The sequence below is a fragment of the Sphingomonas sp. PvP055 genome (assembly GCF_040546365.1).
GTDB lineage: Bacteria > Pseudomonadota > Alphaproteobacteria > Sphingomonadales > Sphingomonadaceae > Sphingomonas > Sphingomonas echinoides_A.
On the sequence record NZ_JBEPNS010000001.1, the window covers coordinates 1309769 to 1326454 of the forward strand.

The following is a 16686-nucleotide window of genomic DNA, read 5'->3' on the forward strand; positions in this document are numbered from 1 at the left end:
CAAGGTGAACCTGCTCCATGGCTGATACCCCGATCCAAACCGCCGATGCCGGCGTTTACGAAGACGGCAGTGCCGATCGGCTCGCGATCGATACGATCCGGACGCTCTCGATGGATGGCGTCCAGGCGGCCAATTCCGGGCACCCCGGCACCCCGATGGCGCTCGCGCCGGTCGGCCAGACGCTGTGGACCAAGTTCCTGCGCTACGACCCGACCACGCCCGACTGGCCCAACCGTGACCGGTTCGTCCTGTCGGTCGGCCATGCGTCGATGCTGCTTTATTCGCTGATTCACCTCGCCGGAATCGAAGAAATCGATGCCGAGGGCAACAAGACCGGCAAGCAGGCGCTGAGCCTCGAGGATCTCAAGCAGTTCCGCCAGCTCGACTCGAAGACGCCGGGCCATCCCGAGTATCGCCACACCACCGGCGTCGAGACCACGACCGGTCCGCTTGGCCAGGGTTGCGGCAACTCGGTCGGCATGGCGATCGCTGAGCGCTGGCTCGCGGCGCGGTTCAACCAGCCGGGCTTCACGCTGTTCGATCACGACGTCTATTCGCTCTGCGGCGATGGCGACATGATGGAAGGTGTTACTGCCGAGGCCGCATCGGTCGCGGGACATCTCAAGCTGTCCAACCTGTGCTGGATCTACGATAGCAACCATATCTCGATCGAGGGCAACACCGCGCTCGCGTTCGACGAGGACGTCGGCGCGCGCTTCGTGGCCTATGGCTGGAACGTGATCCACGTCGACGATGCGAATGACGTCGGTGCGCTCACTGCCGCGTTCGACGCGTTCAAGGCGACGACCGACAAGCCGACCTTCATCGTCGTCCACTCGGTAATCGGCTATGGCAGCCCCAAGGCGGGCAGCGAAAAGGCGCATGGCGAGCCGCTCGGCGCGGACAACATCCGCCTGACGAAGAAGGCGTACGGCTGGCCCGAGGACGCGCAGTTCCTCGTTCCCGACGGCGTCGCGGAGCGTTTCAAGGCATCGATGCTCGACCGCGCGGCACCGCTGCGCGCGGAATGGGAAGCCAAGGTCGTCGAGTACCGCAAGGCGCACCCGGAACTCGCCAACCAGCTCGATTCGATGCTGTCGGACAGCTTGCCCGATGGTTGGGACGCGGACATTCCGGTGTTCGAGGCGGACGCCAAGGGCGTCGCGTCGCGCGATTCCTCGGGAAAGGTGCTCAACGCGATCGCGCCCAAGCTGCCGTGGCTGCTCGGAGGTTCCGCCGATCTCGCGCCGTCGACCAAGACCGACATCAAGGGTGCGCCCTCGTTCGAGGCGGACAATTACGGCGGCACCAACTTCCACTTTGGCGTGCGCGAGCACGGCATGGGTTCGATCGTCAACGGCATGACGCTATCGCACCTGCGTGGCTACGGCTCCACCTTCCTGGTGTTCTGCGATTACATGCGCGCACCGATCCGCCTCTCGGCGATCATGGAAGTCGGCTCGGTCTGGGTGTTCACGCATGACTCGATCGGCGTCGGCGAAGACGGCCCGACTCACCAACCGATCGAGCATCTCGCGACGCTGCGGGCGATCCCGGGGCTCGACACGATCCGTCCGGGCGACGCGAACGAAGTCGCCGCCGCGTGGCGCGCTGTCGTCGAGGATGCGAGCCACCCGACCGCGCTGGTCCTGTCGCGTCAGGCTTTGCCGACGCTCGACCGCACCAAATATGCAAGCGCGGATGGCCTCAAGAAGGGCGCCTATGTCCTCGACGGCGACGAGAACCCCGAGGTCATCCTGATCGCGACCGGTTCGGAAGTCTCGCTCGCGGTCGCCGCGCACGAGAAGCTCAAGGAAAGCGGTGTCGCTTCGCGGGTCGTGTCGATGCCGAGCTGGTATCGCTACGAGCTCCAGGATGCGGCCTATAAGGAATCGGTCCTGCCAAAGAGCGTGAAGGCGCGGATCGCGATCGAGATGGCGGGCGAGATCGGTTGGGATCGCTATGTCGGGCTCGATGGTCGGACGGTCACCATGTCGACGTTCGGCGCGTCCGCGCCGATCACCAAGCTTCAGGACAAATACGGCTTCACGGTCGACAATATCGTGAAGATCGCCAACGAACTGCGGGAGACCAAGTGATGGGCAAGCTCAACGAACTGGCGGCACTCGGCCAGGCAGTCTGGCTCGATTTCGTCGAGAAGAAGTTCCTCGCCGAGGGCAGCCTTCAGAAGATGGTCGACGAGGACGCGCTGACCGGCGTGACATCCAATCCGTCGATCTTCGAAAAGGCGATGGGGCATGGCGACGCGTATGATGCCGAGCTCGCCGCGTACGACAAGTCCAACCCCGACGCGCCGACGATCGACCGGTACGAGCATCTGGCGATCCTCGACATTCAGGCTGCGGCGGACACGCTCCGCCCGGTCTATGACCGGCTCGATGCCAAGGACGGTTATGTCAGCCTCGAGGTTTCGCCCTATCTGGCGAACGACACCGATGCGACGATCGCCGAGGCGCAGAAGCTGTGGAAGGCGGTCAACCGGCCCAACGTGATGATCAAGATCCCGGGCACGCCAGCCGGTGTCCCCGCGATCGCCGCGACGATCGACGCCGGGATCAACGTCAACGTCACGCTGCTGTTCTCGCAGAGTGCCTATCAGGCGGTGGCGGAAGCCTATGTCGAGGGTCTAGAGAAGCGCGCCGCGCGCGGTGAGCCGATCGACAAGATCGCCAGCGTCGCGAGCTTCTTCGTCAGCCGGATCGATGCGAAGATCGACGACAAGATCGACGCGGGAGTGGGTGGCGACGAAGCCAAGCCGCTCAAGGGCAAGGTCGCAATCGCCAACGCGAAGCTGGCGTACGCATGGTATGAAGAGTTCATCGCCTCGTCGCGCTGGCAGGCGCTCGCCGCCAAGGGTGCGCAGGTCCAGCGGCTGTTGTGGGCATCGACCGGGACCAAGAATCCCGATTATCCCGACACGCTGTATCTCGACACGCTGATCGGCAAGGACACGGTCAACACGATCCCGCCCAAGACGCTCGACGCCTATCGCCTCCGCGGTACGGCGGCTGAAACGCTGACGCAGGATATCGCCGGTGCGCGTCATGTCCTGTCCGAAGCCGAACGGCTCGGGCTCGATCTCGACGGCGTGACCGACGAACTGGTGGACGAGGGAGTGGCCTCCTTCTCCAAGGCGTTCGACGATCTGCTCGGCGCGATCGCCGCCAAGCATCCGGTTGCAGCCTAACACGTCCTTAGGCGTTTACGCGTCCGTCCCGGGGAGCCCCCGGGGCGGACGTTCTCATATCTGATCCCATCCTGGAGTGCGCGCATCATGAAAATCGGTATCATCGGCCTTGGCCGTATGGGCGGCAACATCGCGCGCCGGATCATGCGCGCGGGGCATCAGGCCGTCGTGTTCGACCGGGATGAGGCCGCGGTCCAGAAACTTGTCGGCGATGGCGCCGCCGGGGCGACGTCGCTCGACGACATGCGGAGTAAGCTCGACAGCCCGGCAATCTACTGGGTCATGCTCCCCGCCGGCGAGCCGACCGAACAGACCGTCGCCACGATCGGCGGTTTTGCCGAGTCGGGCGATATCGTGATCGACGGTGGCAACAGTTTCTACAAGGACGACATCCGCCGCGCGAAGATGCTCGCCGAAAAGGGCATCCGCTATGTGGACGTGGGCACGTCCGGCGGCGTGTGGGGGCTGGAGCGCGGCTATTGCATGATGATCGGCGGCGACAAGGAAGCGGTCGACCATATCGATCCGATCCTCTCCGCGCTCGCGCCCGGCATGGGGACGATTCCCCGCACCCCCGAACGCGACGTAGCGACGGCGGACCCGCGCGCCGAGCAGGGCTATATCCATGCTGGGCCGGCCGGGTCCGGGCACTTCGTCAAGATGGTCCACAACGGCATCGAATACGGGCTGATGCAGGCCTATGCCGAGGGCTTCGACGTGCTCAAGGGCAAGTCGTCGGACAAGCTTCCCGAGGATGAGCGGTTCGACCTCAACCTGACCGATATCGCCGAAGTGTGGCGGCGCGGGTCAGTGATTTCGTCGTGGCTTCTCGATCTGTCCGCCTCGGCGCTCGCCAAGGACCAGATGCTCGATCATTTCTCGGGGCAGGTCGCCGATTCGGGCGAGGGCCATTGGACCGTCCAGGCGGCGATGGAGGAAGCGGTTCCGGTCAACGTCCTGTCGGCGGCGCTGTTCGCGCGGTATCGCAGCCGGGTCGACCACACGTTCGGGGACAAGCTGCTGTCCGCGATGCGCTTCGGCTTCGGCGGGCATGTCGAGATGCCGCAATGAGCACGGCCCCCGCGATCAAGCTGGTCGTGTCCGACGTCGACGGCACGCTGGTCGACAGCAGCAAGGCGGTCACGGCGGGGGTGCGCGACGCGGTCGCGCGCCTGCGCGCCGCCGGGATCGGCTTCAGCATCATCAGCGCACGACCACGATCGGGGATGATGCCGATCGCCGAGGCGCTGGAAATCGACTGGCCGATGGGGGCGTTCAACGGTGGCACCGTCTTCCGCCGCGATGGCACCGTGCTGCAGGCCGACCGGATCGACCGCGCCGTGGTCGAGGGGATCTTTGCCGCAGCGAAGGATGCCGCGGTCGACACCTGGGTGTTCGCGGACGACCTGTGGTACGCCAGCACCGCTGTCGGCGGTCATGTCGACAGCGAAAAGCGCGCGTCCAACCAGGACCCGATCGTGACGTCCGACTTCTCCGACCTGTTCGACCGCGCGGACAAGGTCACCTTCGTCAGCGACGATCCCGACTTGCTGATCGATCTGCGCAAGCGGATGGACGGTTTCGCGGATAGCGCCACGATCGTGCAGTCGCAGACCTATTATCTGGATGTGACGCCGCGCACCGGCAACAAGGGCGACGGGCTGTCCGCGCTGTCCGATGCCATTGCGGTTCCGCTCGACCAGATCGCGGTATTCGGGGATCAGGCGAACGATTTGCCGATGTTCGCGCGTGCTGCGGTGTCGTTCGCGATGGGGCAGGGGCCGGAAGCGGTTCGTGCCAAGGCGACCCATGTCGTCGCCAGCAACGACGACGACGGCGTGGCCCAGGCGATCACCGCAATCCTCGGGGATCGCTGACCGTTTCGCGCGCCGTGCGTAACGATTGTTCATCGCTCGTTTCATCCAAAGATGGCAACAGGGTCCCGACCGGGCGCCTGCGCCCGTTATTCTGGGAGAAGACGATGCGTTCGAAGATGATGCTGCTGGTTCCGGCGGTTCTGGCCATGGCCACCCCTGCGATGGCGCAGGTCGCACCGACGATCCTGCCCGACGGTGCCCTGCTCGACGTGTCCGCCGAAGGGCGTACCGAGCGCGTTCCCGACGTGGCGACGATCCGCGCGGGCGTCGTGACGCAGGGCCAGACCGCCGCCGCCGCGCTGTCCGAGAATGCGACGCGCATGACGCGCGTGCTCGCCGCGCTCAAGCAGGCGGGCGTCGCACAGCGCGACATCCGAACCGCAAGCGTCGCGCTCAATCCGCAATATCGCTACACCGAGGGCCAGCCCCCCGCGGTGACCGGCTATCAGGCTAGCAACAGTGTCTCGATCCGCTTCCGCGACGTCGCCAAGTCGGGCGCGATCCTAGATGCGCTCGTGGCGCAGGGTTCCAACCAGATCGACGGCCCCACGCTGTCGCTCGACAAGCCCGAAGCCGCATTGGACGAAGCACGCGCCGATGCGGTGAAAATCGCGCGGACGCGCGCCGAGCTCTACGCCAAGGCCGCCGGCATGAGCGTGGTGCGGATCGTCACGATCAGCGAAAATGGAACGAACGACGGGTCGAACCCACAGCCGCCGGTCTTCGCCATGGCGCGCGCGATGAAGGCAAGCGATTCGACGCCGATCGCCGCGGGTGAAACGCAGGTCAGCGTCACCGTCTCGGTCCGCTTCCTGCTGAAGTAACCGGCGCCCGCGAACGCCGGACATGAAAAGGGCCGCTGGGTTTCCCCAGCGGCCCGATCATCCGGTTGGACTGTCGTCTTAACGAACCGTACCGCGACGCACCAGGTTCACGATCGCGAGCAGAATGACTGCACCGATCAGCGAATAGATGAACGTGTTGATCGTGATCGCCTGGTTGATCCCAGCGCCGAACAGGAACGATGCAATCACCGAACCGATGATGCCGACGATGACGTTGAGGATAATCCCCTGCTGGCCATCGGTACGCATGATCATGCTGGCAAGCCAACCGCACACGCCACCGACGACGAGCCAAACAATAAGTCCAACCATTTTACCCTCCGTTGCCCGGTTATGTCCGGGATGACGGAGACAAGACTCACAAACCCTGATTTTTGTTCCGGCCCCGGATCGAGCAAAGCCGCGCTGAAACGTAAATCAGTATTTTTGCTGACGTTCGTACAATGATTTATAGTGCTGGATCCGCGTCACGCGGAGGCCCGGCATCCCCGAACGGTCGATCGCGCGCTGCCATCCGGCGAACTCCTCGACCGTCAGACCGTAGCGTTCGCAAACCTCGTCGACCGACAGCAGCCCGCCGTTCACCGCCGCCACAACCTCCGCCTTGCGCCGCACGACCCAGCGGGTCGTCTCGGGCGGGGGCAGGGATTCGAGCGTCAGGGGTTCACCGAGCGGACCGATCACTCTTGCGGGGCGGATCTTTTGGTTCTCGATCATTCTTACAAGACCTTGTCTCGGGGCGGTGGCCCCTATCAGCGAAGTTGTTACGGTCATAAGGCACTGGACTTGAACGCTGGCTAAAGCGTCTCGGTAAACAGCGGGTTCACGCTTTCCTCCGCTCGTCTCGCGCGGCGACCATATCCCAGGCCGCGAGGTTGAACGCGCCGTGCGTCGGTGTGAACGGATCGCTGCGGTGAATGCGGGGCAACCGGGCCTGTGCCAGCGCGGTCGGGCTCGCGGCTTGTCGTGCCGCCACCCCGACCATCAGAACGGCAAGCTCGGGCGACAAGGCCACGACATGCACGTCCGATTCAAATCTGGAAAAGCTGAGGTCCACACATACTTCCACGAGGGGCGATGCGGGTGTTTACGCCACAGGTTCTAAAGGGCGCGTAAAGCTGCCGGTAGAATTCGGACCGGTTTTGCAAGTTGCGCGGGAAAGGCCTATCTCCCCCGCATCATGACAGACGCAGATTTTCAGTTGGGCCCCGATGGCGCGGGCAAGCGCATCGTCGTCGCGATGTCGGGCGGCGTGGACAGCTCGGTCGTCGCCGCGCTGGCGGTGCGGACGGGGGCGGAAGTGATCGGGATCACACTGCAACTCTACGATCACGGCGAAGCAGTCGGGCGGGCCGGATCGTGCTGTGCGGGGCGCGATATCCGCGACGCGCGCGCGGTGTGCGACCGTTTGGGGATCGCGCATTACGTGTTCGATCACGAAACGCGCTTCCGCGACCAGGTGATCGACCGTTTTGCCGACGATTATCTCGCCGGTCGCACCCCGATCCCGTGCATCCAGTGCAACATGGGGCCAAAGTTCACCGATCTGCTCACCGCTGCGCGTGATCTCGGTGCGGATTGCCTTGCGACGGGGCATTACGTCCGCCGCGTCGAGGGACCGGCGGGCGCCGAGTTGCACCGGGCGTTCGACCCGGCGCGCGACCAGAGCTACTTCCTGTTCGCGACGACGCAGACCCAGCTGGATTATCTTCGCTTCCCGCTTGGTGGCTTGCCCAAGCCGCGCGTGCGCGAGATCGCGGCTGAACTCGGCCTCGGCGTTGCGGGCAAGCCCGATAGCCAGGACATCTGCTTCGTGCCTGACGGGAATTATGCCGGGCTGGTCAAGAAGCTGCGCCCGGAGGCGGATACCGCGGGCGAGATCGTCGATGCCGAGGGCCGCGTGCTCGGGCGGCACAAGGGGTTGATCCACTTCACCGTCGGCCAGCGGCGCGGGCTCGAGATCGGCGGTACGCCCGAGCCGCTCTACGTCATCCGGCTGGAGGCTGAGGCTCGCCGCGTCGTCGTCGGCCCGCGTGCAGCGCTCGCGGTGCGCGCGGCGCGCCTGAGCGGGATCAACTGGCTGGGCGGGGACTATGATAGTCCGCTGACCGCCAAGGTCCGCTCGCTCGCCAAGCCCGTGCCCGCGCGCCGCGACGGCGATTGGGTGGTGTTCGACGCGCCCGAATATGGCGTCGCCCCGGGGCAGGCGACCGTGCTGTACGGCGGAGACCGGGTGATCGGCGGCGGCTGGATCGAGGAAACCGAGAGCGCCTACGTTGCCGCGGAGACGTTCGCGGTTTCAGGCTGACTGACTAGGGTTTGACACTCCCTCAACCGGAGGAACGTGTCACGGTTACCCCGCCAGCCGCATTGGCTCGCGAGGGATGCTCCGCGGCTGGTCCGGCCAGATGCCGCGCGTGTCGTAGACGATCTTGTCGCCGCGCTCATCGACCGGCACCGACTTGAACACGTCGTGATCGACCAGCACGATCATGATCCCGCACGTCTCGATCGCGGTATCGATGTCGGCCAGCCGCGCGCCCGTCCCGTCGAACGCGGCGGGGAGAGCGTTGGTATAGGGCTCCACCACGCACAGCCGATCCCCGAACCGCTGCGCCAGCGCGGTCGCCACCTTGAGCGCCGGGCTTTCGCGGAAATCGTCGATGTTCGCCTTGAACGCGAGCCCGAGGCACGCGACGCGCACGCCCGGATTGGCTGCGACCATCGCCTCTGCGCGATCGACCACATAGTCGATCTTCGCGTCGTTTACTTCGCGCGCGGTGCGGATCAGCGGCGTGTTGGCGGGGTCGGCATGGACCAGGAACCACGGGTCGACCGCGATGCAATGCCCGCCGACGCCCGGGCCCGGCGACAGGATGTTGACGCGTGGATGGCGGTTGGCGAGGCGGATCACTTCCCACACGTCGACGTCCATCGTGTCCGCCACGCGGCTGAGTTCGTTGGCGAAGGCGATGTTGACGTCACGGAACGCGTTTTCGGTCAGCTTGGTCATCTCGGCGGCGCGGCTGGTCGTGGTGACGCATGCGCCACGGACGAAGCGGCGGTAGAATTGCAACGCCTTGCGTGCGCAACGCGGGGTGATGCCGCCGATCACGCGGTCATTGTCGATCAGCTCGACCAGGATGCGTCCCGGCAGAACGCGCTCGGGGCAATAGGCGATCGCCACGTCGGCGCTTTCGCCGGTCCGCCCCGGCACCTTGAGATCGGGCCGCAACTGCGCGAGCAAGTCGCGGACTTTCTCGGTCGTGCCGACGGGCGAGGTCGATTCGAGGATCACCACGTCGCCCGGCTTGAGCACCGCCGCGATCGTCGTCGCCGCGCGCAGGACATAGCCGATGTTGGGGGCATGATCGTCCGCGAACGGCGTCGGCACCGCGATGACGAACACGTCCGCCGGTTCGATCTCGGTCGAGGCGCGCAGGTATCCGCGCGCGACGACGCCCGAAACCAGCCCGTCGAGGTCGACTTCCTCGATATGGACCTTGCCCGAATTGACGGTCTCGACGACATGCGCCGAAACGTCGAGCCCCAGCACTTTCGCGCCGGTCCGGGCGATCACCGCGGCGGTGGGGAGGCCGATATACCCGAGGCCAACGACGACGACCTTGAGTTCAGAATCCGAAACCATTGGCGACACCCTTTGCGATCCTTGCGGACGCATGGCCGTCGCCGAACGGATTGTGGGCGCGGGCCATGGCCTGATACGCCTGCTTTTCGTCGAGGAGCGTTGATATTTCGAAAACGATGCGGTCGGAATCGGTCCCGATCAGCCGCGCGGTGCCCGCTTCGACGCCTTCGGGGCGTTCGGTCGTCTCGCGCATGACCAGCACCGGCTTGGCGAGCGCGGGTGCTTCCTCCTGCACGCCGCCCGAATCAGTCAGCACGATATGCGCGAGATCGAGCGCGCGGATGAAGTGCGGGTAATCGAGCGGATCGATCCGCGCGATATTGGGCCGGTCGCCGAGCATAGCGTCCATCACCGCGACGACATTGGGGTTGGGGTGGACCGGGAAGAGGATCGCGGTGTCGTCCCGCTGCGCGATCCGGGCGAGCGCGCGCGCGATATTCTCCATCCCGCCGCCGAAATTCTCGCGGCGATGCGTGGTGACGAGGATGATCCGCTTGCCCGCAAAGCGCATGGCGATGTCGTCGAGCCCGGCGGCGAGCGACGGATCGGCGGCGAGCTTCGCGCGCGTCGCGTGCAGCGCGTCAATCACGGTGTTGCCGGTCACGTGAATCGTCGCGGGGTCGATATTCTCGCGGCGGAGCGCGGCGGCGGCGGTTTCGGTCGGCGCGTAATGCTGGTCCGCAATCGGGGCGACGATCCGGCGGTTCACTTCCTCCGGCCACGGATGGTAGATGTCGCCCGAGCGCAGCCCCGCCTCGACATGCGCGACCGGCACCTTGCGATAATAGGCCGCGAGCGCCCCGACCATCGCGGTCGCGGTATCGCCCTGGACGATCACGCGGTCGGGCTGCTCGGCATCCATCACGTCGCCCAGCGCGGTCAGTAGCCGCGCGGTCAGCCGGTCGAGCGACTGGCCGGGCTCCATCAGGTCGAGATCCACATCGGGCACAAGGCCTGCGATCGACAGGACCTGGTCGAGCAACCCGCGATGTTGCGCCGTCACGCAGGTCCGCACCACTAACCCCGGCGTCGCCGACAGCGCGGCAACGACGGGGAACAACTTGATCGCTTCGGGGCGGGTGCCGAAAATGACGAGGACTTTGCGCGGGCGGCGGAGGGGAGCGGGTTCGATCATGCTCCGCCCCTAATCCTCCATCGCTTAAAGTCAGGCTAACCGCAGCACGAACATCCCGGGTCCTTGGGGAGTGTGAGCGTCCGGAAGCGGAACGCAAGCGCGTCGACCAGCAACAGCTTGCCCGCGCTGTCCTCCCCGAAGCCCACGATGCTGCGCAGCGTCTCGAGCGCGGCGAGGCTGCCCATCACCCCCGTCATCGCGCCGATCACGCCCTGTTCGGCGCAAGTGTCGCCCGCAGCGTCCTGCGCGCTGCCGACGAAGCAGCGGTAACACGGCTTGTCCGGCTCCCAGCCGCGGAACACGCCGAGTTGCCCTTCGAACTGCCCGACCGCCGAGGAAACAAGCGGGATGCGCAAGGCGTGCGCGGCATCAGCCACCGCGAGGCGCGTCGCGAAACTGTCGGTCCCGTCGAGCACCACGTCGACGCCCGCGAGCAGCGTCGCCGCATTCCCGGCGTCGAGCCGTTCCCCGCGCGTTTCCACCGCGACGTGCGGCGTGATCCGGAGTGCAGCGGCGCGGGCGGCGGCGACTTTCGCTACGCCGACATCCGCGTCGCCGAACAGCGTCTGGCGTTGCAGGTTCGACACGTCGACATGATCGTCGTCGATGATCACCAGCCGACCGACTCCCGCCGCGGCAAGATACTGGATCGCCGGACTGCCGATGCCGCCGGCACCGACGATCGCGACGCTGGCCGCCTTCAACCGCATCTGACCCGCGCCGCCGACCTCACGCAGGACGATGTGGCGGGCGTAGCGGTCGAGTTCGGCGTCTTCGAGGGGCGTCATCCCTGCCTGTGTCATCCGTGCCAGTCGAACACGATGGTGGTGCGATACCAAGTGTCGGCGGCCGGCTTGAACTGCGCGACGTTGCCGCGCGCGAAGCCGGACACCAGACCCGCGGCATATTGTTCGATCGTCGGGCAGGCGATCGCATGCGGCACGACGCGCCGGACGCTACCATCGACGCCGACCAGCGTCGCGACCTCGACCGGCAGGACATAATGCCCGTCGGCCGGCCGTTGCGCGACACAGCGCCCGGCAGCGATTTCGCGCGAGACAAAGGCGGTGACTTGCGGGGTCGCCTGACGCGGCGCGACATAGGGCAGCGTCGGCAGCGCCGACCAATCCGAGGGCAGCGGCGGGGGCCCCGAAGGCGCCTCCGCAACCTGAAGGAGAAGTGCAGCGATCATCGTCCCGTCGATCCAAAACCCCCAGTGCCGCGTTGGGTATCGTCCAGAACGTCGACCGCTTCCAGCGACGCGCGCTGAACCGGGGCGGGGACGAGTTGGGCGATCCGGTCACCCCGCGCGATCTCGAACGCGGCCTGTCCGTGATTGATCAGGATCACCTTCACCTCCCCGCGATAGTCCGAATCGATCGTTCCCGGCGTATTGAGGCAGGTCACGCCGTGCTTCAGCGCAAGCCCCGAGCGCGGACGAACCTGCACCTCGAACCCCGGCGGGATCGCGATCGCAAAGCCCGTCGCGATCGCCGCGCGCGCGCCGGGCTGCAGCGTCGTGGCTTCGGCCGCGACGACGTCCATGCCGGCGGCGCCGTCGGTTGCATAGGCGGGGGGCGGGAGCCCTTCGCCGTGGGGAAGGGTCTTCAACTGGATCGTGATCGGAAGTGTCGTCATGCGGTCACCCTTAGCGCGCGTTCGCCGCCGCGCGAACCCGCGTCGATCTTTCCTTGCCTAAAGTCCGGCGTTCCGGTCGCGATGTGCGGAACCTGAAACGCGCTTGCGGGTTGAGAACATACGAGAAACACAGGAAGACCTATCATGGCCGACGAGACGCTCCACAACCCGAAACTCGACGAACATCCCGATTCGAACACCGAGAAGGATCCAGCCGATTGGGTCTCGGGCGGTGATCCCATGACGGGGGCGCAGGCGTCCTACCTCACCACGCTGGCCGAAGAAGCCAAGGTTGACGCGCCGAGCGCGGACCTGAGCAAGGCCGATGCGTCGATCATGATCGACGAATTGAAGAAGAAGGTCGGCCACTAAGCCGATCGCACGCTGCCGTCGTCCCGGACCGGGGCCGGCGGCAGCGCGAGTCTTATACCAAGGCGGCGGCGATCCGCTCTGCCAGCCGAGCAGCAACCGCATCCTTGGGCATGCGCTCCCAGCTCTCTACCCCAGTCTGCGTGAGCAGGTGTACCGTGTTCGCGGCGCCGCCCATCACGTCCCCAGACACATCGTTGGCGACGATCCAGTCGACGGTCTTGCGCGCCCGCTTTGCTGCGGCATGTTCGAGGACGTGTTCGGTCTCCGCCGCGAAGCCGATCAGCAGACGCGGCCGCCGCGCACTGCGCGCCAGCGTCGCAAGTATGTCCGGATTCTCGACCAGCCGCAGGACAGGCGTTTCGCCGCCCTTCTTGATCTTCTGCGCAGCGCCCTCGACTCGCCAGTCCGCCACCGCGGCCACCATCACCGCGACGTCGACCGGCAGCGCCGCGTCGACCGCCGCCGCCATCTCCAGCGCGGTTTCCACGTCGATCCGGTCGACGCCAGCGGGAGTCGGCAGGGTGACCGGGCCAGCCACCAATGTCACGCGCGCACCGAGCGCCGCCAGCGCCGCCGCAATCGCGAACCCCTGTTTTCCGGACGAGCGATTGGCCAGATACCGCACCGGGTCGATCGGCTCGTGCGTCGGACCGGCGGTGACGAGCACGTGCCGTCCCGCAAGGGTCAGTTCGTCCGCCATTCAGGCGCCGAGCATTCGCTGGATCGCGGCAAGGATCGCGGACGGTTCGGGCAGGCGTCCGGGGCCGAACTCGCCACATGCCATCGCGCCGTCGTCGGGGTCCAGCACGGTGACGCCATCCCCCCGCAGCGTCGCGACGTTGCGGACGGTGGCGGGGTGCTGCCACATGCGTACGTTCATCGCAGGCGCGGCGAGTACGCGCTTGTCGGTTGCGAGCAGGAGCGTGGTGGCGAGGTCGTCGGCGATGCCTGCCGCCATCTTGGCCATCAAGTCCGCAGTCGCGGGCGCGACGACGATCAGATCGGCTTCGCGGCTGAGCTGGATGTGCCCCATCTCGACCTCGTCCTTCAGGTCCCACAGGCTGGTATGCACCTGATTTTCGGACAGTGCAGCGAGCGTCATCGGCGTCACGAAATGCGCGCCCCCCGCGGTCAGCACGCATTTGACCGAAATCCCGGCCTTGCGGCACAGCCGGATCAGTTCGCTCGCCTTATAGGCCGCGATGCCGCCCCCGATGATCAGCAGGATCTTCATCGCACCAGCCTTTTGACGATGATCCGGCGACGGTCCCGCGCGCGTGCCGCCAGATCGCGGAGGCCATCCGGCGCGAAGGCGAGGCCGATCGGAAGCAGGGGCGCGATCATCAACCCCCAATAATAAGTGTCGGTGCGCCCGAACACCCCGAGCAACGCAGCATAACCACAGAACACCGTCAGCGCGCGGAGCGCCAGCGGCTCCGCCCAACTGGCCCAGCCGAACAGCGCAAGTCCTACCAGCGGCGCGGCCAGCGCGACGGGCAGGGCGGCCAGCGCGGTCGACACTGTCATCGCGCGCACGAAGAACCCGAAGCCGAGCAAGCCCGCCCCCTCGGACGCCAATGGATCGGTCACCCGAACCACCTCGGACACGGCGTGCGCATGGAAGGCGAGCGCGGCCGCCAGCACCAACAGCGTCGCGCCCCAACCGAACGCTTCACGCCGGTTGCCTTCCAGCAGCGCGAGGATCGCCATGATCGCGACATACAATGCCGCGGTTTCGTGGATTAGCATCGCGATCAGCCCGAACGAAACCGCGCCAACCCAGCGATCGTCGCGCCGCAGCGCGAGCGACAGCGCGATCAGCAGCCCGGCCCAGACTTCGTGAACCGCGATCAACCCGTTCTGGACGAACGCCACCATCCCGGCGGCGAGCAACAGCATCGCGGAGGCGAGCGGGATCGGTCCGATAAAGGCTGGGCGCAACCGCAGAAACAGCGCAGCGGCGGTCCCGGCGATCAGCGCCCACAGGATCGCCTGCATCCCCAGCGGCGGAACATGCGCCTCGATCACCGCGAGCCCCGGCAGGCGGAAGGTGAGGAACGGCCGCAGCGGATAGGCGCCGCGCCGCAAGGCGTTGGCGGTGACGGTGTAATAATCCCCGCCGCCGCGAATGCCCGATACGATCGTTTCGTACGGGACGACCTCGCCCTGCACGTCGGCGACCGATGCGCCGTCATGTCCCGCCCCGGGGCCGGGCGCCGCGAGCGCGAGCAGCGTCGCCGTCAGCAACAGCGCGAGCAGCCCCAGCGTCCACAGCGCCTGTACCCGCGTCAGCGCGTTGAAGCGCGACGGCAGCGTGAGCCACAGCGGCGTGCGAGTCGTTACCGGCGGGGGCGTGGCTACGCCCACAGCATCCACCCGGCGCCGAGACTCGCGGCGGCGCTGACGATCGCGACGACCGCGTACCGCCACCCGCCGAAGCGGACGATCTCGATATGGCGCAAGGGCGGCTCGGGCGGCGCGCCGGGCGGATCCGGGAACCGCCGCTCGATGTTGCGGATCAGGTCGGGCAGGCGGGCGAAGGTGCGCAGATCGGTGACGATCCGGTCTGCGACGGCGGCTTCCGGCCCGAGTTCGGTCCGGATCCATTCGCGCACGAACGGCGCGGCGGCATCCCACAGGTTGATCTCGGGATCGAGGCTGGTCGCGACGCCCTCGACCATCACCATCGTCTTCTGCAGCAGCAGCAGATGCGGCTGGGTCTGCATGTCGAAGTCACGCGTGATGTTGAACAGCCCGTCGAGCATCATCCCGATCGACATGTCCTTCACCGCCATCCCGCGCATCGGCTCGCCGACCGCGCGCAGCGCCGTCGCGAACTCGGCGACGTTGTGATGCGACGGCACATAGCCTGCTTCGAAATGGATTTCGGCGACGCGTTTGTAATTGCCGGTGATCAGCCCGTAGAGGATCTCCGCCAGCCAGACGCGCGCGCGCCGGTCGATCCGGCCCATGATGCCGAAGTCGATCGCCGCGATCTTGTTGCCGGGCAAAGCGAACAGATTGCCCTGGTGCATGTCGGCATGGAAGAATCCTTCCGCGATCGCCTGCCGCAGGAACGCGTGGACCAGCGTGTCCGCGAGTTTGGGCAAGTCATACCCCGCCGCGATCAGCGCAGGCCGGTTCGACAGCTTGATACCGTCGATCCATTCGAGCGTCAGCACCTTGCCGGTGGTGCGCTGCCAGTCGATCTTGGGGACGGTGAAGTCGGGCTCGGCCTGCATCGAATCGGCGAGCTCGGACGCAGACGCGGCCTCGCGCCGCAAATCGAGCTCGCGCGCGGTCCAGCGCTTGAACGTCTCGATCGTCAGGCGCGGGCGCAGGCGCGAAAGTTCGCCGCCCATCGCCTCGACCTGGGCGGCGGCCCATTCGTAGGTGTCGATCGCGCGAGTGAAGTCTTCCTCGACCCCGGGGCGCAGCACCTTGATCGCGACGGTGCGGCCGTCGGTCGTCACCGCGCGGTGGACCTGCGCGATCGACGCGGCGCCGACGGGCACCGGCTCGATCGACTGGAACAGCTCGGCGGGGTCGCGCTGGAACGCGCGGGTCAGCGCGGCGTGGATCGTCTCGTACGGGACGGGGGGCAGCGCATCCTGCAACCGCATCAGGTCGAGCGCGGCGGCATCGCCGACCATGTCAGGACGAGTCGCGAGCGTCTGCCCGAGCTTGATGGCGGCGGGGCCGATCGCCTGGAGCGCATCGGCATAGCGCGGCACCTTGGGCACGCGCGCCCCGAACCGTGCGATCCGCGCGAGGCGGCGCACCGGGGCAGGGGTGTTGGGATCACGTTCGATCCCTTGCAACGCGCCATGGCGCGCAAGCGTGCGACCCCAGCGAAGCAAGCGCCACAGATGAACAGCAGGCGCGGTCATACGCTTCTCCCCTCCCCTTCAGGGGAGGGGTTGGGGGTGGGGCAGTGCTGGGCGATGACGCAGCCGCAGGCA

Annotated in this window: 17 protein-coding genes and 1 pseudogene; 7 read left to right on the top strand and 11 right to left on the bottom strand. The window is 66.6% G+C overall.

Features of this window, described 5'->3' with window-relative positions; translation table 11 throughout:
- The first annotated feature begins 17 nt into the window (after positions 1-17).
- The 5 genes from tkt (at position 18) to ABIC16_RS06315 (ending at position 5909) form a co-directional block, all read left to right on the top strand.
- The gene (tkt, locus tag ABIC16_RS06295) at positions 18-2099 is read left to right on the top strand and encodes a transketolase (RefSeq protein ID WP_354290459.1); all 2082 of its coding nucleotides are present in this window, start codon (positions 18-20) and stop codon (positions 2097-2099) included.
- A complete protein-coding gene (tal, locus tag ABIC16_RS06300) occupies positions 2099-3208 on the top strand; it encodes a transaldolase (RefSeq protein WP_277969445.1) in 1110 nt (369 codons plus the stop codon). The genes tkt and tal overlap by 1 nt, the downstream gene beginning before the upstream one ends.
- 87 nt (positions 3209-3295) lie before the next feature.
- Complete coding sequence (gene gnd, locus ABIC16_RS06305; protein ID WP_354290460.1) at positions 3296-4279, top strand: phosphogluconate dehydrogenase (NAD(+)-dependent, decarboxylating); 984 nt, start codon at positions 3296-3298, stop codon at positions 4277-4279.
- Positions 4276-5085 carry an HAD family hydrolase gene (locus ABIC16_RS06310; RefSeq protein WP_354290461.1) on the top strand — a complete coding sequence of 270 codons (810 nt, stop codon included), beginning with the start codon at positions 4276-4278 and terminating at the stop codon, positions 5083-5085. Before gnd ends, ABIC16_RS06310 begins: the two co-directional genes overlap by 4 nt.
- 104 nt (positions 5086-5189) lie before the next feature.
- Positions 5190-5909, top strand: a complete 720-nt coding sequence (locus tag ABIC16_RS06315) for an SIMPL domain-containing protein (RefSeq protein WP_277969442.1) — start codon at positions 5190-5192, stop codon at positions 5907-5909.
- A gap of 78 nt (positions 5910-5987) precedes the next feature.
- Here ABIC16_RS06315 and ABIC16_RS06320 read toward each other — a convergent pair whose 3' ends face one another.
- From ABIC16_RS06320 to ABIC16_RS06330, 3 genes are all read right to left on the bottom strand, one after another.
- Positions 5988-6242 carry a GlsB/YeaQ/YmgE family stress response membrane protein gene (locus tag ABIC16_RS06320; RefSeq protein WP_277969441.1) on the bottom strand — a complete coding sequence of 85 codons (255 nt, stop codon included), beginning with the start codon at positions 6240-6242 and terminating at the stop codon, positions 5988-5990.
- A gap of 105 nt (positions 6243-6347) precedes the next feature.
- Positions 6348-6647: a CtrA inhibitor SciP gene (gene sciP / locus ABIC16_RS06325; protein ID WP_277969440.1), complete on the bottom strand. Its 300-nt coding sequence runs from the start codon at positions 6645-6647 to the stop codon at positions 6348-6350.
- 106 nt (positions 6648-6753) lie between these two features.
- Positions 6754-6987, bottom strand: a complete 234-nt coding sequence (locus ABIC16_RS06330; RefSeq protein ID WP_277969439.1) for a hypothetical protein — start codon at positions 6985-6987, stop codon at positions 6754-6756.
- A gap of 123 nt (positions 6988-7110) precedes the next feature.
- Between ABIC16_RS06330 and mnmA the strand changes: the two genes are divergently transcribed.
- Positions 7111-8238, top strand: a complete 1128-nt coding sequence (mnmA, locus tag ABIC16_RS06335) for a tRNA 2-thiouridine(34) synthase MnmA (protein ID WP_354290462.1) — start codon at positions 7111-7113, stop codon at positions 8236-8238.
- Positions 8239-8283: 45 nt separating this feature from the next.
- On the opposite strand, the gene wecC is transcribed toward mnmA, so the two are convergent.
- From wecC to dut, 5 genes are read right to left on the bottom strand one after another with little or no spacing between them, the layout of a single operon-like run.
- Positions 8284-9579, bottom strand: a complete 1296-nt coding sequence (wecC, locus tag ABIC16_RS06340) for a UDP-N-acetyl-D-mannosamine dehydrogenase (protein WP_354290463.1) — start codon at positions 9577-9579, stop codon at positions 8284-8286.
- Positions 9563-10714, bottom strand: coding sequence for a non-hydrolyzing UDP-N-acetylglucosamine 2-epimerase (gene wecB, locus ABIC16_RS06345; RefSeq protein WP_354290464.1), 1152 nt, complete (start codon positions 10712-10714; stop codon positions 9563-9565). The genes wecC and wecB overlap by 17 nt, the downstream gene beginning before the upstream one ends.
- A 35-nt stretch (positions 10715-10749) precedes the next feature.
- The gene (locus ABIC16_RS06350; protein WP_277969435.1) at positions 10750-11502 is read right to left on the bottom strand and encodes a HesA/MoeB/ThiF family protein; all 753 of its coding nucleotides are present in this window, start codon (positions 11500-11502) and stop codon (positions 10750-10752) included.
- A gap of 11 nt (positions 11503-11513) precedes the next feature.
- Entirely contained in the window at positions 11514-11906 is a 393-nt protein-coding gene (locus tag ABIC16_RS06355) for a hypothetical protein (RefSeq protein WP_277969434.1), read from the bottom strand.
- On the bottom strand, positions 11903-12352 hold the full coding sequence (gene dut, locus ABIC16_RS06360; RefSeq protein WP_354290465.1) for a dUTP diphosphatase: 450 nt from the start codon (positions 12350-12352) through the stop codon (positions 11903-11905). The genes ABIC16_RS06355 and dut overlap by 4 nt, the downstream gene beginning before the upstream one ends.
- A gap of 144 nt (positions 12353-12496) precedes the next feature.
- On the opposite strand from dut, the gene ABIC16_RS06365 reads away from it, so the two are divergent.
- Positions 12497-12724, top strand: a complete 228-nt coding sequence (locus tag ABIC16_RS06365) for a DUF3072 domain-containing protein (RefSeq protein ID WP_354290466.1) — start codon at positions 12497-12499, stop codon at positions 12722-12724.
- Positions 12725-12776: 52 nt separating this feature from the next.
- Here ABIC16_RS06365 and coaBC read toward each other — a convergent pair.
- The 3 genes and pseudogenes from coaBC to ubiB all read right to left on the bottom strand — a co-directional run bounded on the left by coaBC (position 12777) and on the right by ubiB (position 16614).
- Positions 12777-13958, bottom strand: a pseudogene (gene coaBC, locus ABIC16_RS06370) (bifunctional phosphopantothenoylcysteine decarboxylase/phosphopantothenate--cysteine ligase CoaBC).
- A complete protein-coding gene (locus ABIC16_RS06375) occupies positions 13955-15091 on the bottom strand; it encodes a hypothetical protein (protein ID WP_354290467.1) in 1137 nt (378 codons plus the stop codon). Before ABIC16_RS06375 ends, coaBC begins: the two are co-directional and overlap by 4 nt.
- A complete protein-coding gene (ubiB, locus tag ABIC16_RS06380) occupies positions 15082-16614 on the bottom strand; it encodes a 2-polyprenylphenol 6-hydroxylase (protein ID WP_277969430.1) in 1533 nt (510 codons plus the stop codon). Before ubiB ends, ABIC16_RS06375 begins: the two co-directional genes overlap by 10 nt.
- Positions 16615-16686: the final 72 nt, after the last annotated feature.